Source organism: Halalkalibacter sp. APA_J-10(15) (genome assembly GCF_023017105.1).
Taxonomy (GTDB): domain Bacteria; phylum Bacillota; class Bacilli; order Bacillales; family Bacillaceae_D; genus Halalkalibacter.
Window position 1 is genome coordinate 49,942 of sequence record NZ_JALKEV010000003.1, and the last position, 24,757, is coordinate 74,698.

Sequence of the window (24,757 nt, forward strand, 5' to 3'; positions counted from 1 at the left end):
GTAAACGCAATCATTAGGTTTTACAAGTCATTCAATTGATATTTATTTCAATTAAAATATCAATTGAAAGAGTAATGTTTTTTCTATAATTTCTATATGAATTTTGTTTGAAATCATTTGGTAGAGCTTAGAAAGATAATGAATTAAACTAGTAATAAGAGTATGAAAGCGTTTTATATTTGCGTTTAAGCTGAAAAAGGAGAGTGTACAATGGCAAGACAATTTGAATATCCATTTCAAAACCCAGAGTTATCGATAGAAGAAAGGGTTCATGATCTCGTTTCTAGGTTTACGTTAGATGAAAAAATTGCATTAATGCATCAGTATCAGCCAGAAGTTAGTCGTTTAGGTATTAAAGCACATAAACAAGGAACAGAGGCTGCTCATGGGATTGCATGGTTAGGAGAAGCAACCGTCTTTCCGCAAAACATCGGGTTATCTCTTACGTGGAATCCGCAGTTAATGAAACAAATTGGTGATGTGATAGGAGATGAGGCGCGAGTATTCTATCAAAAAGATCCAGATGTGAATGGTCTTACTCTATGGGCGCCAACAGTAGATTTAGAGCGTGATCCACGATGGGGCCGAACGGAAGAAGCGTACGGTGAAGACCCTACTCTCGTAGGTAAGTTAGCAACAGAGCTCGTAAAAGGGATGCAAGGTGATCACCCTGTCTATTTAAAATCAGTAGCAACATTGAAACACTTCTTAGGAAATAACAATGAGTTGGATCGTGGTGAATGTTCAGCAAGTATTGACCCACGTAATATGCATGAATATTATTTAAAAGCGTTTGAGCCAGTGTTCGTAGAGGGAAAAGCGAAGTCAATGATGACCGCATATAATTCTATTAATGGTACTCCAGCGCTGCTACATCCGTATGTGAATGATCTTGTTAAAGAAAAGTGGAACATGGATGGTTTTGTTGTTAGTGATGCTGGGGATGTATTAGGAATTGCTCGCGACCATCACTATTATGATAATCATGTAGAAGGTATGGCTGATACGATTAAAAGTGGAATTGATAGTATAACGGATGATAAGGAAGAATCACTTGAAGCAATTAGAGATGCTCTAAAGCAAGGACTACTCGGAGAAGATGATCTTAATAAAGCATTAAGAAACGCATTTCGTGTTCGTTTTTGGTTAGGAGAATTTGACCCTGAATTAAATCCATACGTGAATATACCTGAATCAAAGTTGCTGGCGAAAGAACATCAAGAGCTTTCCTATAAAGCTGCCAAGGAGCAAGTAGTCTTACTTAAAAACGAAGAGGGTACGTTACCTTTACAATCGTCTAAATTGAATAAAGTAGCTGTACTTGGTCCGCTTTGTAATGATGTACATGCTGATTGGTATAGTGGAACACCTTCTTATCGCGTAACTCCATTAAAAGGAATACAACATAAATTAAAAGGACAAAATATATGCTCGCATGAAGGCTACAAACAAATCAAAATTCGTTCTAAGAAAACAGGGGCGTACATTGGAATCGACGAGAAAGATGGCAACAAATTGATTTCAACAAAGCAATCTGCTCGCGCAGAGCTGTTTCAATGGACCGATTGGGGTTGGGGAAGTCAAACGTTAAAATCAACGTCAACAGGGAAATTTGTTACGACTGGAGATGAATGCTTGACGGCTACTGCTGAAGAAGCACGAGGATGGTTTGTGAAGGAGCTTTATACGTTACATGAAGAAGAAGGTGCTGTTCGTGTAACATCTTGGGACGGTCATCCCGTTTGTGTAGGAGATGATGGACAGTTATTTGCAGCAACAGAAGGGCAAGAAGACAAAGGCGACTTTTATGAAATTGAAGTGGTTGAGGATGGAATAATGGAGGCTGTGAAAGCAGCTAGTGAAGCGGATACAGCGATTGTCTTTGTAGGTAATAGTCCGTTTATTAACGGTAAAGAGACGATTGATCGAGATGATATTATTTTACCACCTGAGCAAGAAAAGTTAATCCGCTCAGTAAGAGAAGTGAACGAAAATACAATTGTTGTTATTGTAAGTAGTTATCCTTATGCAGTTAATTGGGCTGATGAACACATTCCTGCTATTTTGTATTCATCTCATGCAGGACCCGAGCTAGGTACAGCAATGGCAGATGTGTTATTTGGTGATTATAACCCAGCTGGACGTCTCAGTATGACATGGTATCGATCAACAGAACAGCTTCCTAACATAATGGATTACGACATTATAAAAGGCAAGAGAACGTATCAATATTTTGATGGAGATGTATTATATCCATTTGGACATGGTTTAAGCTATACGACATTTACTTATAGCGATTTACACCTTTCTCATAAAGAAATAAACCGAGACAGTACGTTAGAAGTAACATGTTTAGTGGAGAATACGGGCGAGCTTGATGGTGAGGAGGTTGCGCAGCTTTATGTAAGAGCCAATCAATCTCGAATAACACGACCGATTAAGACGTTAAAGGAATTCTCAAGAATTTTTGTGAAACAAGGTGAGAAGAGGACTGTCACTTTCAAATTACCTATTAAGGAATTAGCTATTTGGGATGTTGTGAGTGAATCGTATAAAGTTGAATCAGGTGAATATACGGTTATGGTTGGTTCATCATCTGCGCTCTTACCATTACAAGCAACGGTTCACGTTCAAGGTGATGTACTAGATAATCGTACGTGTACAGATAGGATAAAGGCATTTAATTACGATGATTACGAAAGTGTGTATTTAGATGAAGGTGAAAACCGTGAATATTGCGTACGAACGAATAATGAGCTTGGCTGGGTTTCTTTTAAAAATTGTGAATGGAGCAAACCTTTATCAAAATGGACAGTGAAGGTTCATGCGCAATCACATGCTGAATTACAATTGAGAGTAGGTCGTTTCAATGGTGAGCTATTGGCTACGGTAGAAGTTGAAGGAAATACGGGGTGGCAAGAACTAAGAACGACCATGAACAGTGATAATCATTTAGCGGACAAAGAAGACATTTATGTTATATTAAAAGGTGATGTACAATTAAGCTGGTTCCAGCTTGCTTAATCTGTATGCTATGAACGTAGTAGCTATTGCTTTAAGGATTTTCAAAAGGGGGAATGATCTATCCCCTTTTGAGGTACTTATATAATATAATATTAGAGGGTGTTACGCTTGAAGAAAGCTTTGTTGTTTGTATTATGCATCATTACTTCCTTTCATATGGGTGGCTGTTCTAGTGAAGAAGAAGCCGTTACATTAGATGTGATGTTTTTTACTGATTTGCCAATTGATTTGGCAGAAGCATTTACGGATTATACGGAAAGCTTATATGAAGCTTCCGACGTATCAACAATGACTCATATGTTTTTACCTTCCCCTGAGAAATTAACAGTAGAAATGGTTGCTGGTGAAGGTGATATTTATGTTGTGGAAGATTGGATGTATCATATTATTTTTGATCCGGTTATTTTACATCCACTTGATGAGATTGCAGAAATAAAGGAAGTGGATGAACGGTTTTTTGGAAAGAATGAAATAACGGAAGAGGAACATGTGTATGCCATTGACTTGGATCAAGACTCTCCACTTTTAATGGAATTGGGTATTGAGTATTCAGACAGGCTGATTGCTGTTATGATGAGAGATCGTCAAGTAAATGATTTAGGGTTAGAAGTATTGCAACAATGGTATGATTAACTGTTACGTTTTACGAAATGGTTGAATCTAAAGGGTGAACATAATGCAGAAAAATTGGACAGATACACCACTTTATACGATAGCAGATTGGGTAATGAAATTAGCTTATATTAATTTATTATGGTTTCTTTTCACATTTTTAGGGCTTATTATTTTAGGTTTCTTTCCAGCGACAGTAGCAATGTTTACGATTTTAAGACAGATGCTCTTAAAAGAAGATAGCGTCCCCATTTTTAAAACGTTTTTAACCGTTATCAAGCAAGAATTTGTGCGAGCGAATGCGGTTGGGCTTATGTTAGCTGTTATAGGGTATATTATCTATATTGACTTTCTTTATTTAGGGACGGTAGATGGTTATCTCCATTCGATTCTATCTGTTGTTTTTATCGTATTATCTATTGTTTATGGCGCTGTATGTTTGATGATTATACCTGTTCTTGTTCATTTTGAATTGTCATTTAGTCAATATTTCAAACATGCGATTCTATTTTCGGTCATAAATCCGCACATTATGATCTTTATGGGAGCGGGAATCTATTTTGCGTATCGATTATTTAACTTTTTACCTGGATTAACATTATTTTTCTTTGGCAGTCTTATTTCTTTATTTATCATGTGGAGTGCAACCTTGGCGTTTAATAGAGTGGAGAAAAAACAACAAAGGCTACAACCAAGTGAAGATAAGTAAAGTCCGTTTACTACGAACGATGTAGTAAACGGACTTTTTTAAAAGGTTAAGAAATTCGCGGATATCGTTGTGGCTAAAAGAGGGCAATGGCTCTGCGTGCCGCACGCTTCTCTACAAGACGTTCACTTGTAGAGAACTTTCAAAATAGGAGATGGCTTCGCCCATTGCTTTGAGCTCAAATTTTAAAGTTTAATTTAATAATGCCAGCTTCTTTTGCTGAAGTGAATGCGATGACAATGAGTGGACCGATAATGAATCCAAGTACACCAAATAGCATAAGTCCAATATACATAGCGATGAGAGTCGCCAATGGAGATAATCCAATTTGCTGCCCCATCACCTTCGGTTCGACTGTTCTACGAATAACGAGTAGAATGGCGGCTAATACAAGCAATTGAGTTCCCATACTAACATTTCCAGCGAATAATTGAAAAATTGCCCATGGTGCTAATATAGCAATTGATCCAATTAACGGTATAAAATCAATGAGCCAAATAATAAAGGCCATTAATAAGGCAACTTCAGGAGCGATAAACAACAGTCCGATTAATGAAACGATAAAGATAATGATACTAACTAAAAATTGAGCTTTTAAAAATCCCCATAGAACATACTTTAATCGTGAAGTCATAAAATTGACTTTGTCTTTTGTCTTATCAGATAAGTATGAAAAGGACTTTCGTTTTAAGACGGGTAATTCTAATAAAAATAAAAATAGAGCAATTAAATAGACGATAATGGATACTAAGTATCCAGGTATACTCGAAACAAAAGAGGTCACATCGTTAATAATGTTGCGTTCGCTTATTGTGTTTCGAATATCATTCAATGTTCTAGTCACAAGAATGTTGATTTCTTCTACTAATTCTGGCGGTAAATTATCATATTCGTGTTCAAGATTGCGTTGGAAATTTAGCCAAGAACGATTGATGTCATTAATGTGCTGTGGTAAATTTTCAACAATTTGTGAACCTTGTGTAATTACTTTTGTGACACTATAATAGCCAGTCAAACCGATAAAACAAATAAACAAGGTAAAAACAATCATGACGGCAAGGTTTCGCTTTAATTTAAGTCGTTTATGTAAAGATTCTACTGCTGGTGATAACAATAAGGCAGTGAAAAAAGCCAACAGTAATGGGATCGAAATAGGTATAATGAAATAAGCTACGATAGCGATGGCAATGATGCTAATGATGATAATGAAGGTGCGTTTAGATATGAGTGCTGCCAATGTAGGACTCCTCTCTTGAATGTAAAATGTATCTATTCGTAAAAGCTTACACATCTCTTAACTTATATTATAGTATAGAACATTATAGAATGAACAGTTTATATAGGTATATTTTTATACTTATGGTATACTCATTCAAGCGTTCAATCAATGAAGAAGGCTTGAACTTTTTGAAAGGAGTATGTATGTAGTGAGAAAGTCCAATTGGATTGTTTTATTTTGTTGTATGTTTCTTGTTGCTTGTCAATCACCTGACAACTCCGAGTTAATAAAAGTAGAAGATGATACAGAGCTAGTGGAGTTTGTAACAAATTACAAAAAAACGATGATCGAGTCGGTAAATGACGGTCATTTTAATGATGTAGAACCTTATTTAATGGCAAACGTTAGTTTCTATCATTCTTTACGCAGGTACGTAAATGATTTACATAGTGATGGAGCTAGTAAAGAGCTGAAGGAATTTCATGTTGATCACGTTTATGAAGATGACGTAGGTGATTATTATGTTGAAGCTTTTGAATCAGTTGTGATCCATTACCCTAATGAATCAGAAGAAATAGAACGTTACATTAGGTTTGAAATTAATAGGCTTAACAACGATTCGCTACGTATTGTAACGATTCGAGAACGTGAAGAATAAGAAAAAGACGACGATGGTACATCGTCGTCTTTTTCTTATTCTTCTGCTTCTAAATTCCCTTTTAAAAGCTCAAGCTTCTTGTTACACTTATCAATAATTTGTTGAGGGAACTCTTCCCCCTCGTATTCAACACCATGTGGATAATAATGCTTACCGAGTAAAGGGGTCATCAGTTTCACGACTGTATCTTCTTTTGGAATCTCGCCTTTAATTGCATATGCAGGAACACGTAAATAATAAATATTTCCTTGATTCACAATTTTGTAATCAAACATGGCACGTTCATAGTCCCATTGACCTGCATGGACAAGCCCGATTGATTCACACGCATAGCGAAGTGTCTCAAAACGTATTTCTTTATCTGCTATTTCAATATGATCAAATCTCACTGTCAATCCGCCTCCAATTGATCTTATATGTACTCTTTTAATGATAGTATGAATTGAGCTTTGTTGCAATGTATAATCATGAATGTTTTGTGGAGATTCCCTTTCGACAAGATTATACTGGAAATGGACAGAAGGTTACAACGTTAGAGAGAGGAATAAGATGACTGAACATTGAATAGATCAACTAATAAGATCGAGAATAGAGGTGTTTCCATGAAGAAGATCATTATAATTTTTGGTTGTGCCTGTCTTCTTCTCTTTTTTCTAATAATCGAATCAGATTATTTTCAGAATTCTGAGGAGAATGAGACAGATGCTACAGAAGAGTTTGAGGTAATAGAGTGGTTAGTTGGGGAGGAATTAACAGAAGATTTAGAGATAGAAGAACCGGACCATGAAGAAAATCTACTAACAGATGAAGAGGTTTTTATTGGATTGGCTGGCGATGAAATAGAAGAAAGGTTTGGTGAGCCTGATCGAATAGATCCGACAGCTTATTCATATGACTGGTGGATTTATTTATTTGAAGAAGATTCAACGACCTATTTACAAGTGGGTATACAAGATGACGAAGTTGTAACAGCTTTTGTTTCGGGGCAAGTTGGTGAAACGTTTTTTTCTGTTGGAGAAATGTATGAGGAGTTAGATGACTTGTTCACCTTTTCTAATCAAGTTGATGTAAAGGCTAGTAATGGCCAGTATCAATTCGAATTAAGTGCAGCAGATTTGCTAGCACGACCTCTAGTTGAAGTTGATGGGGAGTGGGTTCAGCTATATTTCGATACACATACGAATGAACTTTCGAGTTTACGTATGCTTACGGCTGATATGCTTGTAGAAATGCGCCCTTATTCTGTTTCCTACATAGGTGATCCCCCAGAAAGACCAACTGTATCAAACGACGATTGGCAAGAAATCGAACATGCAGAAGCAAGACAAATTTTTGATTATACAAATGTCATACGTGCCAGACATGGTTTAGAGGCATATGAATGGCAAGAGGATGTTGCTGTTGTTGCATATGGACATAGTCGTGAAATGAAGGAAAAAGAATTCTTTTCACATACATCTCCTGAGTATGGTGAGTTAGACCAACGATTTGAAAGAAGTGATATTGGTTTTAGATTAGCAGGAGAAAATATTGCTGCTATGTATACAGATGGTGTAGCAGCTGTGGAAGGTTGGTTAAATAGCGAAGGACATCGAGTCAATTTGTTACATGAGGAGTTTACGCATTTAGGAGTTGGTGTGTTCCAAGATTATTATACGCAAAATTTTATGACACCATGGTCATTTTAGCCTTCTTTAAGCACCTAGGACTAGGCTCCTGCGTATACTATTGTATGAAAAGGCTTATAAGGGTGGTGATAAGATGAGTAAACATGGGCTTCATCCAACCGTTCAACAGTTCAAAGGTTTTATGGGTAGAAATCCTCATCTTATAAGAGAAGTAAAAGAAAACAAGAAATCGCTACAAGAGATATTTGAGGAATGGAATGTCTTTGGTGAAGATCATGATCATTGGAACACATATGCTGAGAGTACTGAGCAGCAAGAGTCAGGTCAGCATCAAGAGGAGAATTCAGGTAATGGAGAAACAGCGAGCTCTTTAGGACAAATTATGGGATTGATTAGTCGGTTAAACGTAAACGATCTCCAACAGCATTTGAGTCAATTCAGCTCAGTGCTTGGCAATGTTCAAAATGTGATCCAATCATTTCAACAACCGAACCAACAGCAAAATCAACGCTCAAATGATCATCCTTTTTCATTTAGAAGAGATTAGCAGGAGGTGTGGAAGATATGCGCTTAGAGGTTCAACAGTATCTTAATGAACAACCTGAACTACGAGCATTTATACGACAACACCCGAATTGGTATCGAAAGCTTAGCCGTGATCCTTCACAAATGGCACTCTTAGAGAAGGAAGCCAATCAATTTTACGGTAGAACGTTTCCACAAAGAGTTGAAAAAATGCAAGAATCATTGGGATTGATCATGATGATGATGGAAATGTTAAAGGTTGGGCAAACGACAGTGGCACAATCTTAACAATCATTGTATGGCTTGCTAAGGGCATTAAAATTCCTAGCAAGCCATACATGTATGCATAATAACCGTTAAATGAACATAATCTACACTTATGTTTAAGTGAGGTGTTAGTCATTGCAACGAGTCACTATTAGCCTATTCGTTATTTTGATCATGATGAGTACATCAGTACTTGCAGAAAACGAAAATGTTCTTGTTGAGCCTGTCTTACACGTTGGGGATATTAACATTGATAAAGGGAATCCATTGAACTTAGATGTTAATTATAACCTAAAAGATAATCAATTATATGTGGAATGCCTGCTTAGTGGATTTTCGTTTGGACAAAATGAAGTAGGGTCCCTTCATCAGGACAATGAAGGGCATTTGCGAATTTATTTAAATGATGAACATATTGCAACGTTATTTGAACGTGCCTTTTATTTAAAAAACTTGCCAAATGGAGAGCATGAAGTTCTCGTGCAAGTCGTTCAAAATGACCATACTCCGTATAATGGTGTAGATGAAGTTATCACTATTTCGATTCGTGATTAAGTATGTTTGATATATAGCGATAAATGCAGTCTTCAACTGAAATTCCACGTTGTTGGAAGCCATGGTTTCCGAACAAAGTATTAAATTCTAGAAAATAATAGCTGTCATCGACTTCGACTAAATCAAAACCAGCATGGTCAACACCAAGCAAATTGGCTGTGTGACGTACGAGTTCGATCGCTTTCTCGGGAATGTGATCAAATGAAATTTTTGCACCTTGAGCAACATTACTACGGAAGGAATTTCGTTCATTAATTCGCCAATAAGCGGTTACAACTTCATTACCAACTACACAAATACGTAGATCACGATCAATCGGTAAATATTCTTGGATGTATAAATAATCGTTTTCTTCAGCGTATTCGTTAAATTGTTTGTGTGATTCAATTAAGAAAACGCCTTTGCCCATTGAACTACGAATTTCTTTTGCGACAAACGGGAATGAGAATTCGGTTAATACTCGATTAATATTATCATGGTTATTTCCTAAAATAAGTGTTTTAGGTACATGATTTGGTACGACGCTCCACAGGCCACGAGTTACTTCAATTTTGTTGAAACCTAATTGAATGGATTGAATGCTAGGAAAAATTTTTTTCTTCATGCCATAGACAAGAGCATTAACTTGCCAATTTTCCGGAAAAAGACAAATGTCTGCTGCGGCAATTTTGTCTCGTTCTTCAAACATATGCTCAGGCTTTACATACTTAATACCAGGGATACCAATTGTTCGAAAAGGGTTAAACGTAACAATATTCATGATAGTATGGCACCTTTCTATTTAGATACATTGACTAAAAGATTATATTCTGGAGCTAACGTAGATGTCAATAACATAAGAGGAACAGTTGTCATCTATTGTGATCCAGCTTGTTCATGATATACTAATGATTGTAGGAGGTGTTGTACATGCTAGCAACGATGTCAACGATTGAATTATTGGATGGTGCTGACGAATTAGCAAAGGCCGTAATTGAATCGGAAGTATATCATGATTATATAGAAGCAAAACAAAAATTAGAGAAAGATGTGGAGGCGCAAAAGCGAATATCTGCATTTAATCATATGAAAGACCAATATGAGGATGTTCAGCGCTTTGGGAAATACCATCCTGATTATGATGAGATTTCCGCAAATATAAGAGATGCGAAAAGAGCAGTTGATTTAACCGATACAGTCGTTGAATTTAAGAAGGCTGAACGAGAATTGGAAGGTCTACTAAACGAAATTAGTGGAATCATTGCTCATTCCGTTTCAGAGACGATTAAAGTACCAACAGGAAACCCTTTTTTCGATTCAATGTCTTGTAGCGGAGGATGTGCCTCAGGGAGTTGTGGTTGTAGTTAATGAATCTATAGACACGGCGTGTTGTCGTAGGATTCTATGCATGATAAACTATAACAATACCGTTACATTAAAGGAGAGCCTATTATGCTAGAAAGCAAGCGACAAGGTGTAGCGATCTGGTTAACATCATTGAAGTTTGTACGTCAACTTCGACGATTTGGTCACGTTCATTATGTTTCAAAAAAAATGAAATATGCGATTATTTATTGTGATCAAGAAAAAATAGAGGATGTTATACGAAAATTACGTAATACTCATTTTGTACGTGATGTTCAACCTTCCATGCGTCCGTTTGTCGAGACTGATTTTCAAAATGCAAAGCCCGATAAAGCGAAAGAATATGATTATAAGATGGGAATATAAGATGAAAGAGGCTGGGACAAAACCCTCCTCTGAAATGAAAAGCCGGTGAAATTTTACGTCAAGTAAAATTCTATGAGAATAACTATTTGAAGGCTAATTTGCGTTTCACTCGATTTTCTGTACGAGGAAAATCGAAGGAAGAAAACGCGAGGAGATAAAAGAATCTACACCCAAAATAGAGAAAGGTGAATTTGAGCGAACTCAAATTCACCTTTCTTACTATTAGCTAGTTATGTCCCGGCCTTTTTCTTTATGTTATCTTATTGTAATGGTGGGATGTATTTGTTCATACGCAGGACGCCGATTAAATATTGATAATATAAATCTTCTTCAGAAAAGGTATGAGAAGGCTTAACTTCTAATCGATGTATGTTAATATGTAGTTTCTCACACAGCTGTTGAATTAGATGATACCGTTTTGTTTCTTTATAACTTGGATTTAAAATTCCTTCTAAACAAATATATAGCGGCATCAATTTTCCAGGTGCTGCAGGCTTCAAAATAAGTACAAATGATGACATAGGACGCTCAGAAACCGTCGTGTTGAGTTGGAGTAGCATATGAATTCGCTCAGTATTAGTGCGAGCAAGCTCTAATAACTCATATAAATCATTGTAACCTTCCCCTAATTTAATGAACCGTTGAATCATAAAGGATACCCTCTTTCTTTCAAACATCTATTTGTTTCTATACTAGCGAAAGAAAAAAATCCTCGCAAGAATTTCTTGCGAGGTGCCTTACACATACATTGGTATGTACTTAAGGCTATGGGAGAGGAGAAACCGGAGGAAGAACTTATGGGGAAACGTAAGCCTTCTCCGCGGTTGTAGCAACACTAAGTGAATGCTACTAGTTGAAGTATGACCGATTTTGTACCATTTCATACATTTATTTTTCTTATATTATAATGTTGGATGTTTCTAACATTTACTTGGTTTATACACGTTTAGTTCTCGCTTTTCATTCTACTTATGGTAGGATAAAATGATAAAATATCGAAACAGAATGTAGGTGAGTAGGATGAGAGTCATTTCTGGTCTTAAGAAAGGTTTATCGTTAAAGGCAGTTCCCGGTTCTTTAACAAGACCTACAACTGATAAAGTGAAGGAAGCCATATTCAATATTGTTGGCCCTTACTTTGATGGAGGTAGCGCACTTGATTTGTATGCGGGTACAGGTGGACTTGGAATTGAAGCGCTAAGTAGAGGAATGGACAACGTTATATTTGTAGATCAGAATAAAAAAGCGATTAGTATTATTAAGGAAAACTTAGAGCATTGCTCATTCAGCGAGAATGCTGAAGTGTATCGAAATGATGCAAATCGAGCTTTAAAAGCGTTAATCAAGCGTGAGCGATCATTTGAACTGATCTTTTTAGACCCGCCATATGCGAAACAACAGCTGACTAATGAATTAAGTATGATCGTTGATTTTCAATTGATTCGTGAAAATGGTATGATCGTTTGTGAAAGCGGTCTAGATACGACATTACCTAAGCATCTATCAAAATTACAACGTGTTAGGCAAGAAGCTTACGGTGATACGCTAATTTCCATTTACCGCTATTGATACTTGTACTGAAAAAGGAGTAACATTATGACAAATATTGCCGTTTGTCCAGGTAGCTTTGATCCGATTACTTATGGTCATATCGATATTATTACCCGTGGTTCGCACGTCTTTGATGAAGTCATCATAGCTGTTTTACATAATCGTAATAAGAAGCCTACTTTCACTATGGAAGAACGAATTAAATTAATAAAGGAAGTAACGGCTCATATCCCACAAGTGCGAGTGGACACGTTTGATGGTCTTTTAATTGACTATATGAAAGAAAAGAAAGCGCGTACGATCATTCGTGGGCTTCGAGCGGTGTCTGATTTTGAATATGAGATGCAAGTAGCATCGATCAATAAGAAGTTAGGCCCTGAAATTGAAACATTCTTTATGATGACAAATCATCAATATTCTTATTTAAGTTCTAGTATTGTGAAAGAGGTAGCCAAATATGATGGTGATGTTTCTGGACTAGTTCCAGATATAGTCGAGAATGCTTTGCGCAGAAAATTTAATCATGTATAAAAAGAGTGGGTATTCAGCACGTTACATGTGCTGATCCACTCTTTTTAGTAACAGAATTAAATATAGAACTAACATGAAAAAAGTCAGGATAAATCCATACTGAACGAGCCAATTCCACATAATAGAAAACCAAGGTGCTGAGTGCTCACTCATAAAGACAGCAAGTACATTTGACTGTTTGTTTAAAGAGGTCTGATTGCTGTAAATAGGTGTCCATAATAGACACGCAAAAAGAGCAGCAAATATACCATGAAATAAACGAGCGATAAAAAAAGGTTTAAAGCGAATATCTGTTTCTGCTAATATACTAGCAACTTGCGCTTGTACAGAGAAACCGCTAAATGCAAGGAAGAAGCTAGTGACAATAACTTGTTGAAAAAGTGTAGCTTGGGTCTCGCTAGCCAATTTCGCACCGAGTGTAATTTCGAATAAGCCTGAAATGAGCGGATAGCTTAACGAATTTGGTATTTGAAAAACAGACAAAATGATTGAGAAGATAGACGCTATCATAGCTGTTATTCCAATAAGGCTTAAAATTGAATTTAACACGGAAAATAAAATGATAAATCCTCCAATCATTAATAATGTTCGAATAGAGGATTGAACGGCATCTCCTAATAGCTTTCCGATAGGCCTTCCATCACGAAGGCGCTCTTCATGTAAAAGCGTTAATGCACTTTTCCATGATCGATTGGAGCTTTCTAGGGACTGGTGTTCGTCTTCATTAATACCATGAAATCTCATACACAAACCAACGATTATATTTCCTAAATAATGCGATAATGCTAAAAGGAGGCCTAATGTTGCGTCATGAAAGAAACCAACTGCAATGGCACCAAATATAAAAAGTGGGTTGGAGGAATTGGTAAATGATACAAGCCTTTCAGCTTCAATTCGTGTGAGTTTTTGTTCTTGCCTAAGTCTAGCTGTTAGTTTTGCACCAGCAGGATAACCTGATGCTAACCCCATAGCCCACACAAAGCCTCCTACTCCAGGAACACGAAATAATGGTCTCATTAATGGCTCGAGTAATGCACCAATAAACGTTACGACGCCAAATCCAATTAATAACTCTGACACAATAAAAAAAGGTAACAAGGATGGGAAGACGACATTCCACCACATTTGCATACCTCTAATAGAAGCTTCTAATGCTTCTTTTGGAAAAATCATTAGTGAAGCAGCAAGGAGTAAGCTAACTAAAGCAAGTACAATGGTTTTTGTTTTTGATAATGGCACATAGTAGCCCCCTTTTTACTAATATAAGATTTTATAGGGTGGTGAAGCCTTATTAGTGCGCTTATTAGAAGAGTTTCGACTCATTCGTTCCTATGTTGACGAAACACCCCCACATTTAGCAGAACTTGAATTGAGAGGCTTACTGAATGAAATGTGTAAGAAAAGTCGTTTTGTCTGTTCTTTAAGAGTTGTCCTATCATTAACTATACGTATACAGATGAATAATAGACCATATCATTTCTGTAAAGGAACAAATGCGGGGAGAGGATTCATATGGGGAAAGTTCGCCCGAAAATTGGATTGGCTCTAGGTTCTGGAGGGTCAAGGGGATATGCGCATATTGGTGTATTAAAAGTACTGCAAGAGGAAAATATTCCAATAGATATGATTACAGGAAGTAGTATGGGTGCTCTTGTTGGTTGTTTGTATGGTGTCGGTCATTCGCCTGATCAATTGCATCGCTTTGCTTCATTGTTTCAGAAGAAATATTTTGTTGACTTTATCATACCTAGGATGGGCTTTGTTGCAGGAAAGAAAGTGAAAAATTTAATTCGTTTGCTTGCGAAAGGAAAACAAATCGAGGATTTAAACCCTCGTATGGTGGTTGTGACTACTGATATTAATAAAGGAGAGCGAGTGTTATTTGATAAAGGAGACGTCGCTTCTGTCGTTCGAGCTAGTATTGCCATTCCGGGGATATTTGTACCTGAGGTGATTGAAGGTAAAACGTTAGTTGATGGAGGTGTGATCGATCGCGTACCTGTAACAGCAGTTAAACAAATGGGTGCTGACATTACAATTGCTGTTGATGTTTCTTATTTCAAACAAGAGGCAGAGGTAGAGACGATTTATGATATTATGGTTCAAAGTATGGATATTATGACACGAGAATTAATCCGTGCTCAAGAAATTGAAAGTACAGTTATGATTCGACCGATCGTAAAAAATGCTAATCCTTTGGCTTTTAGTGAGGTTGATGCTTTAATAAGTAGTGGTGAAGAAGCTACTAGAAATCAGATTGCCTTGATCAAAGAGGCAATTGCATCTTGGAAGGAGAATCAAACATGAAGTCCGAACAAAAAAAGCCTTTTTTGAGTAAGAAATGGATTGTATTAATTGTCATTTTATTGTTTATCCATTTCTTCCCACTTCCATATTATTATTCACAACCAGGTGATGCGAAAATTTTACGTGAAGTAATCGACGTTGCAGGTGGCTATGAAGAGGATGGGACATTTATGCTAACAACCGTACAGATGGGAAAAGCGAATCTTTTTTTCTATGGGTGGTCGTATTTAAGTCCGTATCGCTTATTGTATCATGAAGATCAAATACGCCAAAAAGGGGAAAGTGATGAGGAATATCATCATAGACAATTGATGGCGATGAGTAGCTCACAAGAGTCAGCCATGATTGTAGCGTACGAAGCTGCTGAAAAACCGATTGAATATGAATATCATGGAGTAGTTGTCACACAGTTAATTGAAAATATGCCTGCAGAAGAGGTTCTTGAAATGGGTGATCTCATTCTTGAAGTCGATAGTGAAGAAATACAAACAGCCGAACAATTAATACATACACTAAGCGATAAAAGTGTGGAAGAAACAGTGGAATTACTTATAAAACGTGAAAATGAGTACGTCGTTGTTGAAGTTGGTTTTGCTCCTTTTCCAGAAAAATTAGGTGTACAAAAAGGACAAGTAGGTATTGGTATCTCTTCTCCAGTTACTGAGCGAGATATTGTTGTAGATCCTGAAGTAATGATCGATACAAGTCAAATTGGAGGGCCTTCGGCTGGGCTCATGTTCGCATTAGAAATGTACAATCAATTAACAGAAGATAACGTGACATTGGGTTATCATATTGCTGGTACAGGTACGATCACTGAAGAAGGCGTTGTTGGTCGAATTGGTGGTGCACCACAGAAGGTGGTAGCAGCTGATCGTGCTGGAGCGGATTACTTCTTAGTTCCTAATGAGGCTGGTGCCCCGCAATCTAACTATGAAGAAGCATTAGCTGCAGCAGAGGATATTGGAACAGAAATGGAAATTATTCCGATTGATACATTTGAAGAAGCTTTAGAGTTTCTCGCCTCTATACCAAAATAAAAGGATTCAAGGTGTTTCAATAAGCGTTATGAAACACCAACCGTTAATGACTATGTAATTGAATTGGAGGATTAAATTCGGCTTTAATTGCTCTATACCTAGCATGAGTTAAGAGTGGCTGTGCATAAATGACAGCTGCTCTTTCTTCAAGTTCGGCAATGCCCCCTGTCGCTTTTGCTCTTTTCGTAAGGATAGGGAGATTGCGCTGTTTTCTTGTTTGTTTTAAAAATTGTTGACCTTTTGTCGTAAAACCTAGTAATTGTATATGACGTAGCCCTTCAGAATGTGCTGTTTGCATCTCTTCTTTAGTTGTATTGGTTAAGACATGTGTCACTAGACGTTGTAATCGAGTTCTTGTGTATCGCTTCGTTTTTAAAAGCTCGATCCAATCGGTGTATGTAGGCGCAAATTTAATCGTTTCCTTAAGACGATATTCGAGTCCCTCTTCACATTCATATAAGTCTCGTAATTGCTCACAAGAGGAGGAAAGAATTTTATATTGTACGAATGGGTAATAGAGATCCCATGTATGGAGAAGCTTATTTTCTTTTTTGTACTTTGTCAAAAGGTTCACAGTAGACGCTGGCATAGTATGTGCAATATCTGCTAATGGTGTTCCTTCATTAATCGCTTTTCGTATACTTGTTGCACTTGCAATGTGATTGGAACTAATTGACTGTTCGTGAAAGTGTGCTTGTATTCTTTTTGTAGTAGTAGCCTTAATTGGGCTTCCTTGGTCTGTAATAGCCTTAACATAATGATAACCTAATATGTTGTTTGGCTCTGTTAAAGAGATGGCAGTCGGCCGATTTAAGCGTGTGAGGGCATTAGAGAATGCTCGCGGATAGCTTAAACCTAGTTTCATATGTTCTTGCACATATGAATTGATTGTTGAAAAGTCTTTTTGAATCGTATCAACTAATTCATAGAAAGGGAGTATATCACCAGCTTCACTTCCAAAGTGAATGAATTCGACTCCAAGCTCAGTTAAAAGTTGAACAGCACCATGTGCAAAGTACTCAGCCTTTTGTGCTGAAAATGGATAGGGTAGCTCGATGACTAAATCAGCTCCATTCGCTAAAGCCATTTCTGTTCGTGACCATTTTGAAATAAGAGCAGGTTCCCCTCTTTGTAAAAAAGTACCGCTCATCACGACAATGACGATATCGGCTTCTGTTTCTTTCTTAGCTTGTGTTAATTGATAAAGGTGTCCATTATGGAAGGGGTTATACTCAACAACGATGCCGACTGCTTGCATTGATTCTCCTCCTAAATTAATACGAATGAAATATGATGGATGAAAAAGGGTAAAATGAGTATTAGGTATAAATTTGTGAGTCTCTTTACTATCCCTTTTTGTCATGCTACAATAAACGTCATGTATAAAACAAGTATTTGTCTGTAAAGAAAAAAGATTGACATTCAAAAAAGGTAGATATATACTTAATCTTGTTGTCTTAGAGGTGATCAACATGTTGAAATGGTCCCTTCAGCAGCTAAACGTTGCGAAACATAAACCATTTACATTCGAAGAAACAATCGACTTGTCAAGTGTTATGAATATTAACAAAGAAATACGTAACGTTTCTCCTTTTAACGTGAAAGGTGAACTACTGTATAGAGGTTCTTTATTAACCTTTACGTTGCAAATTTCTGGTTCGTTGATTTTGCCTTGTTCAAGAACGTTGGCAGATGTTACGTTCCCTATTGATATTGAAGTCGTTAGGCAATATCATCCAAAGAATGATTATGTAACGGCAGATGTTGATCATGATGATATACAGTTCTTTGAAGGTGAAATGGTCGATCTGAAGCCTGCAATCGAAGAAGCTGTCTTATTAGAAATACCGATGCAACTATTTGCTGATGAGAAATCAGTTCCGTTGGCTCCTCCAGAGGGGAAACATTGGGAATTAGTAACAGATGAAAAGAAAGAAGATCGGATAGATCCTCGACTAGCAGATTTAGCTAAATTTTTTGACAAAGAGTAGGAAATGGAAGTCCCGACAAAGATGGAACCTTCATTTTTACAATGACTATTTAATTCTGTAAGGAGGTGGGAATGATGGCAGTACCTTTTAGAAGAACATCTAAAACTCGCAAAAATAAGCGTCGTACTCACATTAAGTTAGCAGTACCTGGAATGGTTAAATGTTCTGAATGTGGAGAATTAAAGCTAGCTCACCGTATTTGTAAAGAGTGTGGCTCATATAATGGCCGAAATGTTATAAGTAAATAAGCTTGAAAAAAACGGAAAGGTTTCATACCTTTTCGTTTTTTTTTGAATCATAATTTATAAGTGGCTCCTATTTAAAAGATAAGTGAGAAAAGATTTTTAGGAGATTAATCAAAGAGATGTAGGCGAATTCAGGGAGGGCGTCGACGCCACTCTTTACACGTTTTTCTGAAAGAACCCCGCTTTTTAGAAAAACTCAAATCCTTGTAACGGCTCAGCACGGCGCAACTAAGAAAAAAACGGTTACCGCGTTCTTCTTAATTAATATCTCCAATTAATATTTATGAAAATGAATACAACGTTGAAATGAAGGTCATAATTTATTAATAGAATTTGTTATTTTTTTATAATCGTGCGTCTTTCTAATCTAGTAGATGCATACGTATAGAATAATTATGAAAAATAAGGAGGGAATACATGTGAGTACAGTGAGGCAAGATGCTTGGTCAACAGATGAGGATTTAATATTAGCTGAAGTTGTTTTACGTCATATACGTGAAGGGAGCACGCAATTAGCGGCCTTTGAAGAAGTTGGTGACCGACTCTCAAGGACGAGTGCAGCTTGTGGATTTCGATGGAACTCAACGATTAGAAAAAAGTATGAATCAGCTATCTTATTAGCGAAGAAACAACGCTCAAAAGGAAAGAGGTTATTTCAAACAACTGAATATGACATGGAGCCAACCGTTGAACTGCAACCGCAATTATCGGAGGAGAAAGCACAGGTCGAAAGTGAAACGGAAGAATTACTTACAATGGAAAAGGTTGTTTCTTTTTTGAATGATTTTGCTCAAAAAAGCGCGGATCAAGTTTCTTTAACAGAATTTAAGGAATTACAAGAAGAAAATAAAAGATTAAAGAATAAGCTTGAGCATATTGAACAGGAAAAGAAAGTAATGGAAGATGACTATCGCACGTTACTATCTATTATGGAAAGGGCAAGAAAGCTAACGACCTATGAGACGACCACTGAATCATAACCAATAGCTAACACTTTGGATCTTATTTAGAATCCAGGGTGTTTTTTTATGGGTAAATGTATAGTTTACGTTCATAAAACAGAATATAACGCCTTAAATAGGTCTAAAGTTCTATATGTTCTAGTTGGAAAGAATGAGAAAATGTGATTGATAAAGAGTAAATGAATAGCAATGGCAGTATGTACATATGAAGAAGGGAGACGCTAGACGATGAATGTAACAATCATTGGATCTGGTGCAATAGGGATGCTACTAAGTTATTATTTTGTTGAGAAAGCGCAAACTATAACTTTAGTCGTAAGAAGAGATGAACAATTAAAGCAATTACAAAATGAAGGACTACAAATATATCGTTATGATCAAACACATCATAAAGTGAAAATTAAAACAATAACATTTGATCATTTTATGAGTTCAAGCGCTGTAACTGATTTAGCCGTCATTGCCGTTAAAGCATATGACTGGCCAAACGTTGATAAGAGCTTACAGAAACGAATGTCAACGATTAAGTCAATACTATTTTTACAAAATGGAATGCAACATCTTTCTTATTTGTCTCAATATACATGTTTAGAAGTAGCTGTTGGAGTCGTAGAGCATGGTGCGAAGCGAATAAATGATTTTACCGTTACTCATACAGGTGCGAGTGCAATTAAGTGGGGTTACGTTAAATGTAGTGAACAAAAGATAATTAGAACGATCTTAGACGAGATAGATCCTCTTCACTTCGAAGAGGTGACAAATTGGCATGAGGCATTGATGAAGAAAACAGTTGTAAATGTTTGTATTAATCCACTAACGGCACTTTTTCAAGTAAACAATGGTGAATTGTTAGCCAATAAGCACCTTACTACAATCATGAAACACTTATTTGATGAAGTCGTAGAAGTCTTTGAATTGATAGATCATGATAATGTGTGGAGCTATGTAACGAATATATGCGAACGAACTAGATACAATCAATCTTCCATGTATGTTGATTTACAACAAGGAAGAAAATCAGAAATTGAAGCGATTGTTGGAAGTGTGCAGAGAATGGGAAAAAAGAAGGGGATAAACACACCGTATCTTAATACGATGTTTGATGCTATTAAAGCAATAGAATGGCAGAAAGGGGTTAGATAATGGCAGTTTTTGTGTGGGTGATAGCCACTTTAGTTACACTTCCACTATTAAGTTGGTATGTTTGTTTTTGGATTTATATAAAACGAAAAAAAAATAAAAAAAATGCGATTCGTTTTGCTTCGGATTGGTCAACAGTTTTATTTATTGCATCCGTACACTTTATTTTATTAGAAATATTCGGTCGCTCGTTCTTATTCATTGTATTAGGTGTTGTTGTTCTTATTGCGATTGGCTTTACATGGTTACATTGGTATGTTTCAGAGGACATCCACATACGTAAGTTAATTAGAGGGATTTGGCGATTAAATTTTATTGTGTTCTTTCTCCTACACGTATCATTATTTTTTGTCGGATTATTTGTTAGTATTATTCGGTTAAATAGTTAGTTCATATTACTTTCTTGGAGGATCGTTCTTTGTTATAGTGATGAAGAAACGCTAAATGAAGGGACGCTAATAGAATGAACGTAGAGGAACTTGACTTAACCATTAATCGTTTTACCGATGATTATTTAGCATATAAAGAACAAGCAACGATTTTTTTTGATTATCTGATGCAAGATAAGGATGTTTTTAAAAAGCGACTTGATCATATTCAGACTCGTGAATTTAAACGAGAAGAACTTTTTACATATTTCAAAAAGAGCTATAAGGTACTCCCGAATCATGATGAAGCTATGAATCAAATTGAGAAATTTAAAGATTCTAAATCGGTTGTTGTTGTAGGAGGACAGCAAGCTGGCTTGTTAACGGGTCCATTATATACTATTTATAAAGCGATGACGATTGTTGCTCTTGCTAAGCAACAAGAACGTGAATTGGGTATAGGTGTTATCCCTATTTTTTGGATTGCTGGAGAGGACCATGATTTAGATGAAATCCGCTTTGTATATAAGCAACAAGGGTTGCGGTGGAAGAAGCACTTCTATGATACGGGTTCTTCGAATACATCGGCTACTAATGTGATATTAGATCATGCACAGATGGGTGAATGGGTAGAGGGTATTTTCGCAACATTGCCAGAAACCGCTTTTACTTGTGACTTATTTCAAAAAGTATCCGATTATGTAAAACAGTCGAATACGATGGTAGATTTTTTTCGGAATATCATGCATTGGTTCTTTGCTGAACAAGGGCTTCTTTTATTAGATGCACATGACCCGCTCATTCGCCAAATGGAGAAGGGCTATTTCAAACAATTAATTGATCAAGTTGATTGTCTACAAGTTGCTCAGCAAAAAGGAGATCATGAATTTAATCAATCAGGTTATGGAGAACCGATTGACACTGAACCGACAAATGCTCATTTGTTTCTCGAAGTTAATGGTGAGAGGAAACGTCTTGATTTTGAAGATGGTCTCTTTTTAGTACAAGGTACAGATGTTACATATTCGAAAGCAGATTTGCTATATTTACTTGATCAACATCCTGAACGATTCAGTAATAATGTTGTGACCCGCCCTTTAATGCAAGAGTGGTTATTGCCGGTATTGGCATTTGTAGGTGGTCCGGGAGAGATTGCATATTGGGCTACATTGAAGCCAGTATTTAAGTTGTTTGCGTTGAAAATCCCTCCTGTTCTGTTACGGTATCAAGTAACCTTTATTCCTACTCAAGTAAGCAAATGGCTGAGTGAACACAATTATAAGGCTACGCCTTTTCTAAAAGGAGAGATGAAAACGCTTCGTGATCAATGGTTAGAGAATGTGAATCCTTATCCAATTACTGAGGTTGTTGGGAATGTGAGAGAACAAGTACGCTCGCAACATGAGACTATTCGTGATTTAGCAGCAGAAATGGACCAAACCATTTATCATTTAAGTGAAAAAAATATCAATATGATTGAACAGCAGCTATCATTTATAGAAAATAAGATGAAAAAATTCGTTCGACAAACTCATGAAGAAGCACTTGCGAAATTTGTTGAGGCAGAGCATTGGTTATCCCCAATAAATAAACAGCAAGAGCGTATTATTCATCCGTTTGTGTTGATGAATGTCATCGGTGAGTGTGGATTTAAAAAATGGCTGTCAATGGAGTTGTCATTTAGTCGAAAACATAAGCTTTTATATTTGTGAGTATTTGTAAATAATTGCTGTCGGAATGAGTTTTGAAATCCTGTCCACAAGGGCAGGATTTTTTTTGTGGAGAAAATATTCATTTTAGGTGGTGTAAAGTGGGGGAATGTGGTACTTTAATGTTAGTAAGTGGAGGGAGATGGGCTAACGATGTTTATGGGGGAGTATCATCATAACGTTGATGATAAGGGTAGGATGATTGTTCCTGCTAAGTTTCGGGACGCTTTAGGGTCTACTTTTGTAGTAACTAGAGGTCTTGATCGTTGTTTGTTCGTTTACCCCCAAGCAGAATGGTTAAAGCTAGAAGAAAAGTTAAAGTCCCTTCCTTTTACGAAGAAAGATGCAAGAGCATTTACACGTTTTTTCTTTTCGGGTGCTACTGAATGTGAATTAGATAAGCAGAGTCGCGTCAACATTGCATCACCTTTACGTGAGTTTGCACAATTGGAAAAAGAATGTGTTGTTATAGGTGTTTCAAACCGTGTGGAAGTATGGAGCAAGGCAATTTGGGAAGAATATTTTGCAGAATCTGAAGAATCATTTAGTGAAATTGCAGAAAATATTGTTGACTTTGATTTTGATTTGTAGGTAAAGGGAGGTGAAGGCTTGTTTCATCACATTACTGTCTTGAAAGAGGAAGCAATCGAGGGACTACATATTAAACCAGATGGAATTTATGTGGATTGTACATTAGGTGGAGCGGGACACTCTGCTATGATTGCAGCTCGGTTAAATGAACAAGGACATTTATATGCATTTGATCAAGATGATACGGCATTAGCACATGCAAAAGAAAAATTGGTGCAGTTTAAGGATAAAGTTACGTTAATTAAAAGCAACTTTCGTTATTTGAAGGAAGAGCTACACAAGCGAGGTGTGGATAAGGTTGACGGTGTTCTGTTTGATCTGGGTGTGTCCAGTCCACAGTTAGATGAAGCGGAAAGAGGATTTAGCTATCATCAGGATGCATTGCTTGATATGAGAATGGATCAAACACAAGAGCTTTCTGCTTACGAGGTGGTTAACGAATGGCCGTTTGCCAAGCTAGTATCAATCATTTCACGATATGGTGAAGAGAAGTTTGCTAAGCATATTGCACGAAAAATAGAAGCGAGACGGGAAGATAAGCCCATTGAGAAAACAACAGAATTAGTGGACGTTATTAAAGAAGCTATACCTGCTCCAGCAAGGCGTAAAGGAGGGCATCCAGCTAAACGCACGTTTCAAGCGATTCGCATAGCGGTGAACGATGAACTCGGTGCATTCGAGGAAGCTCTTGAAGATGCTATTGCTATTCTATCGGTAGGTGGACGAATTTCAGTGATTACGTTTCACTCTCTTGAAGATCGATTATGTAAAGAAATGATGAAAGAAAAAAGCAAAGGGCCTGATTTACCACCTGGGCTCCCAATTATTCCAGATGAGTATAAGCCTGAATTGTTGATGGTAACGAGGAAACCTGTCATTCCTAGTAATGAAGAATTGGAAATCAATAATCGAGCTCGTTCTGCTAAGCTACGTATTGCCGAAAAACGACGATAAGGGGGAATATAAAGTGAGTATGGTTGCACGTCAAACACAAGAACAACAACAAGGACAAGTTCAAACAACAAAGAGAATAAAAAGAGTACGTACAACGGTAACATTAGGTGAGAAATTAATCATAAGTATCGTAGCGATAACAGTGTTTGTCATTCTAAGTGTCATTGTACATAATTTTGCTACTCTTTATTCAGTCAATAAGGAAGTTCAACAATTAGAAACGGTTATTGCCCAGCAGCAAGAGGTTAATGAAGGTCTTCATTTACAAGTGCTCGAGTTAAGTGAGCCGGATCGAATATTATCGATTGCGAAAGAATTAGGAATGGTATTAGATGATAATAAAGTAAAAGTTGTACAAAACTAGTTCTATTAGGAGCTAGTTTTTTCTCTCCATTTTATGTAGGATAAAAAAGGGCGCGTAGGAAGTAATTGAGGAATGAAGAATGTTAAGTAGAAGTGGTAAT

29 protein-coding genes are annotated in these 24,757 nt (G+C 36.8%); 23 read left to right on the forward strand and 6 right to left on the reverse strand.

Going from position 1 to position 24,757, the window contains the following annotated elements:
• Positions 1-210 precede the first annotated feature (210 nt).
• From MW695_RS04485 to MW695_RS04495, 3 genes are all read left to right on the forward strand, one after another.
• On the forward strand, positions 211-3,024 hold the full coding sequence (locus tag MW695_RS04485; RefSeq protein ID WP_247103816.1) for a glycoside hydrolase family 3 protein: 2,814 nt from the start codon (positions 211-213) through the stop codon (positions 3,022-3,024).
• Positions 3,025-3,132: 108 nt separating this feature from the next.
• A complete protein-coding gene (locus MW695_RS04490) occupies positions 3,133-3,657 on the forward strand; it encodes a hypothetical protein (protein ID WP_247103817.1) in 525 nt (174 codons plus the stop codon).
• Positions 3,658-3,700: 43 nt separating this feature from the next.
• The gene (locus MW695_RS04495) at positions 3,701-4,345 is read left to right on the forward strand and encodes a YesL family protein (protein WP_247103818.1); all 645 of its coding nucleotides are present in this window, start codon (positions 3,701-3,703) and stop codon (positions 4,343-4,345) included.
• A gap of 175 nt (positions 4,346-4,520) precedes the next feature.
• On the opposite strand, the gene ytvI is transcribed toward MW695_RS04495, so the two are convergent.
• Positions 4,521-5,579, reverse strand: a complete 1,059-nt coding sequence (gene ytvI / locus MW695_RS04500) for a sporulation integral membrane protein YtvI (RefSeq protein ID WP_247103819.1) — start codon at positions 5,577-5,579, stop codon at positions 4,521-4,523.
• Positions 5,580-5,769: 190 nt separating this feature from the next.
• Here ytvI and MW695_RS04505 point away from each other — a divergent pair, with 190 nt between their 5' ends.
• Positions 5,770-6,219 carry a TcaA NTF2-like domain-containing protein gene (locus tag MW695_RS04505; RefSeq protein ID WP_247103821.1) on the forward strand — a complete coding sequence of 150 codons (450 nt, stop codon included), beginning with the start codon at positions 5,770-5,772 and terminating at the stop codon, positions 6,217-6,219.
• 35 nt (positions 6,220-6,254) lie between these two features.
• Here the strand turns inward: MW695_RS04505 and MW695_RS04510 are convergent, their stop codons facing one another.
• Positions 6,255-6,608 (reverse strand): YugN family protein, encoded by a 354-nt coding sequence (locus tag MW695_RS04510; RefSeq protein WP_247103822.1) that lies wholly within the window; start codon positions 6,606-6,608, stop codon positions 6,255-6,257.
• A gap of 213 nt (positions 6,609-6,821) precedes the next feature.
• Between MW695_RS04510 and MW695_RS04515 the strand changes: the two genes are divergently transcribed.
• The 4 genes from MW695_RS04515 to MW695_RS04530 all read left to right on the forward strand — a co-directional run bounded on the left by MW695_RS04515 (position 6,822) and on the right by MW695_RS04530 (position 9,194).
• Positions 6,822-7,907 carry a CAP domain-containing protein gene (locus MW695_RS04515; protein WP_247103823.1) on the forward strand — a complete coding sequence of 362 codons (1,086 nt, stop codon included), beginning with the start codon at positions 6,822-6,824 and terminating at the stop codon, positions 7,905-7,907.
• A gap of 73 nt (positions 7,908-7,980) precedes the next feature.
• Positions 7,981-8,394, forward strand: a complete 414-nt coding sequence (locus MW695_RS04520; protein WP_247103824.1) for a YlbD family protein — start codon at positions 7,981-7,983, stop codon at positions 8,392-8,394.
• Between the two features lie 17 nt (positions 8,395-8,411).
• A complete protein-coding gene (locus tag MW695_RS04525) occupies positions 8,412-8,660 on the forward strand; it encodes a YlbE-like family protein (protein WP_247103825.1) in 249 nt (82 codons plus the stop codon).
• Between the two features lie 156 nt (positions 8,661-8,816).
• Entirely contained in the window at positions 8,817-9,194 is a 378-nt protein-coding gene (locus MW695_RS04530; protein WP_247103826.1) for a hypothetical protein, read from the forward strand.
• Here MW695_RS04530 and MW695_RS04535 read toward each other — a convergent pair.
• Positions 9,175-9,954 carry an ATP-grasp domain-containing protein gene (locus tag MW695_RS04535; protein WP_247103827.1) on the reverse strand — a complete coding sequence of 260 codons (780 nt, stop codon included), beginning with the start codon at positions 9,952-9,954 and terminating at the stop codon, positions 9,175-9,177. The genes MW695_RS04530 and MW695_RS04535 overlap by 20 nt on opposite strands.
• A gap of 149 nt (positions 9,955-10,103) precedes the next feature.
• On the opposite strand from MW695_RS04535, the gene MW695_RS04540 reads away from it, so the two are divergent.
• Together MW695_RS04540 and MW695_RS04545 are read left to right on the forward strand one after the other, a co-directional pair.
• Complete coding sequence (locus MW695_RS04540) at positions 10,104-10,541, forward strand: YlbF/YmcA family competence regulator (RefSeq protein ID WP_247103828.1); 438 nt, start codon at positions 10,104-10,106, stop codon at positions 10,539-10,541.
• An 84-nt stretch (positions 10,542-10,625) separates the two neighbouring features.
• Positions 10,626-10,904, forward strand: a complete 279-nt coding sequence (locus tag MW695_RS04545; protein ID WP_247103829.1) for a YlbG family protein — start codon at positions 10,626-10,628, stop codon at positions 10,902-10,904.
• A gap of 260 nt (positions 10,905-11,164) precedes the next feature.
• On the opposite strand, the gene MW695_RS04550 is transcribed toward MW695_RS04545, so the two are convergent.
• On the reverse strand, positions 11,165-11,554 hold the full coding sequence (locus MW695_RS04550; protein WP_247103830.1) for a DUF7147 family protein: 390 nt from the start codon (positions 11,552-11,554) through the stop codon (positions 11,165-11,167).
• 370 nt (positions 11,555-11,924) lie between these two features.
• On the opposite strand from MW695_RS04550, the gene rsmD reads away from it, so the two are divergent.
• Together rsmD and coaD are read left to right on the forward strand one after the other, a co-directional pair.
• Complete coding sequence (gene rsmD, locus MW695_RS04555) at positions 11,925-12,473, forward strand: 16S rRNA (guanine(966)-N(2))-methyltransferase RsmD (protein WP_247103831.1); 549 nt, start codon at positions 11,925-11,927, stop codon at positions 12,471-12,473.
• 27 nt (positions 12,474-12,500) lie between these two features.
• Entirely contained in the window at positions 12,501-12,986 is a 486-nt protein-coding gene (gene coaD / locus MW695_RS04560; protein WP_247103832.1) for a pantetheine-phosphate adenylyltransferase, read from the forward strand.
• Between the two features lie 21 nt (positions 12,987-13,007).
• Here coaD and ylbJ read toward each other — a convergent pair whose 3' ends face one another.
• Positions 13,008-14,225 (reverse strand): sporulation integral membrane protein YlbJ, encoded by a 1,218-nt coding sequence (ylbJ, locus tag MW695_RS04565; RefSeq protein ID WP_247103833.1) that lies wholly within the window; start codon positions 14,223-14,225, stop codon positions 13,008-13,010.
• A gap of 273 nt (positions 14,226-14,498) precedes the next feature.
• On the opposite strand from ylbJ, the gene MW695_RS04570 reads away from it, so the two are divergent.
• A complete protein-coding gene (locus MW695_RS04570; RefSeq protein ID WP_247103835.1) occupies positions 14,499-15,293 on the forward strand; it encodes a patatin-like phospholipase family protein in 795 nt (264 codons plus the stop codon).
• Positions 15,290-16,333, forward strand: a complete 1,044-nt coding sequence (locus MW695_RS04575) for a SepM family pheromone-processing serine protease (RefSeq protein WP_247103837.1) — start codon at positions 15,290-15,292, stop codon at positions 16,331-16,333. Before MW695_RS04570 ends, MW695_RS04575 begins: the two co-directional genes overlap by 4 nt.
• 43 nt (positions 16,334-16,376) lie before the next feature.
• On the opposite strand, the gene MW695_RS04580 is transcribed toward MW695_RS04575, so the two are convergent.
• Entirely contained in the window at positions 16,377-17,591 is a 1,215-nt protein-coding gene (locus tag MW695_RS04580) for a nucleotidyltransferase (RefSeq protein WP_247103838.1), read from the reverse strand.
• 214 nt (positions 17,592-17,805) lie between these two features.
• Here MW695_RS04580 and MW695_RS04585 point away from each other — a divergent pair, with 214 nt between their 5' ends.
• From MW695_RS04585 to ftsL, 9 genes are all read left to right on the forward strand, one after another.
• Positions 17,806-18,324 carry a YceD family protein gene (locus MW695_RS04585; protein ID WP_247103839.1) on the forward strand — a complete coding sequence of 173 codons (519 nt, stop codon included), beginning with the start codon at positions 17,806-17,808 and terminating at the stop codon, positions 18,322-18,324.
• A gap of 74 nt (positions 18,325-18,398) precedes the next feature.
• The gene (gene rpmF / locus MW695_RS04590) at positions 18,399-18,572 is read left to right on the forward strand and encodes a 50S ribosomal protein L32 (RefSeq protein ID WP_247103840.1); all 174 of its coding nucleotides are present in this window, start codon (positions 18,399-18,401) and stop codon (positions 18,570-18,572) included.
• 416 nt (positions 18,573-18,988) lie between these two features.
• On the forward strand, positions 18,989-19,549 hold the full coding sequence (locus MW695_RS04595) for an RsfA family transcriptional regulator (protein ID WP_247103841.1): 561 nt from the start codon (positions 18,989-18,991) through the stop codon (positions 19,547-19,549).
• A gap of 210 nt (positions 19,550-19,759) precedes the next feature.
• Entirely contained in the window at positions 19,760-20,674 is a 915-nt protein-coding gene (locus MW695_RS04600; RefSeq protein WP_247103842.1) for a ketopantoate reductase family protein, read from the forward strand.
• A complete protein-coding gene (locus MW695_RS04605) occupies positions 20,674-21,060 on the forward strand; it encodes a DUF3397 domain-containing protein (protein WP_247103843.1) in 387 nt (128 codons plus the stop codon). Before MW695_RS04600 ends, MW695_RS04605 begins: the two co-directional genes overlap by 1 nt.
• Positions 21,061-21,134: 74 nt before the next feature.
• Entirely contained in the window at positions 21,135-22,751 is a 1,617-nt protein-coding gene (bshC, locus tag MW695_RS04610) for a bacillithiol biosynthesis cysteine-adding enzyme BshC (protein ID WP_247103845.1), read from the forward strand.
• A 150-nt stretch (positions 22,752-22,901) separates the two neighbouring features.
• Positions 22,902-23,339, forward strand: coding sequence for a division/cell wall cluster transcriptional repressor MraZ (mraZ, locus tag MW695_RS04615; RefSeq protein ID WP_247104131.1), 438 nt, complete (start codon positions 22,902-22,904; stop codon positions 23,337-23,339).
• Positions 23,340-23,357: 18 nt separating this feature from the next.
• Entirely contained in the window at positions 23,358-24,293 is a 936-nt protein-coding gene (rsmH, locus tag MW695_RS04620) for a 16S rRNA (cytosine(1402)-N(4))-methyltransferase RsmH (RefSeq protein ID WP_247103847.1), read from the forward strand.
• A 19-nt stretch (positions 24,294-24,312) separates the two neighbouring features.
• Positions 24,313-24,657 carry a cell division protein FtsL gene (gene ftsL, locus MW695_RS04625; protein ID WP_247104133.1) on the forward strand — a complete coding sequence of 115 codons (345 nt, stop codon included), beginning with the start codon at positions 24,313-24,315 and terminating at the stop codon, positions 24,655-24,657.
• Positions 24,658-24,757: the final 100 nt, after the last annotated feature.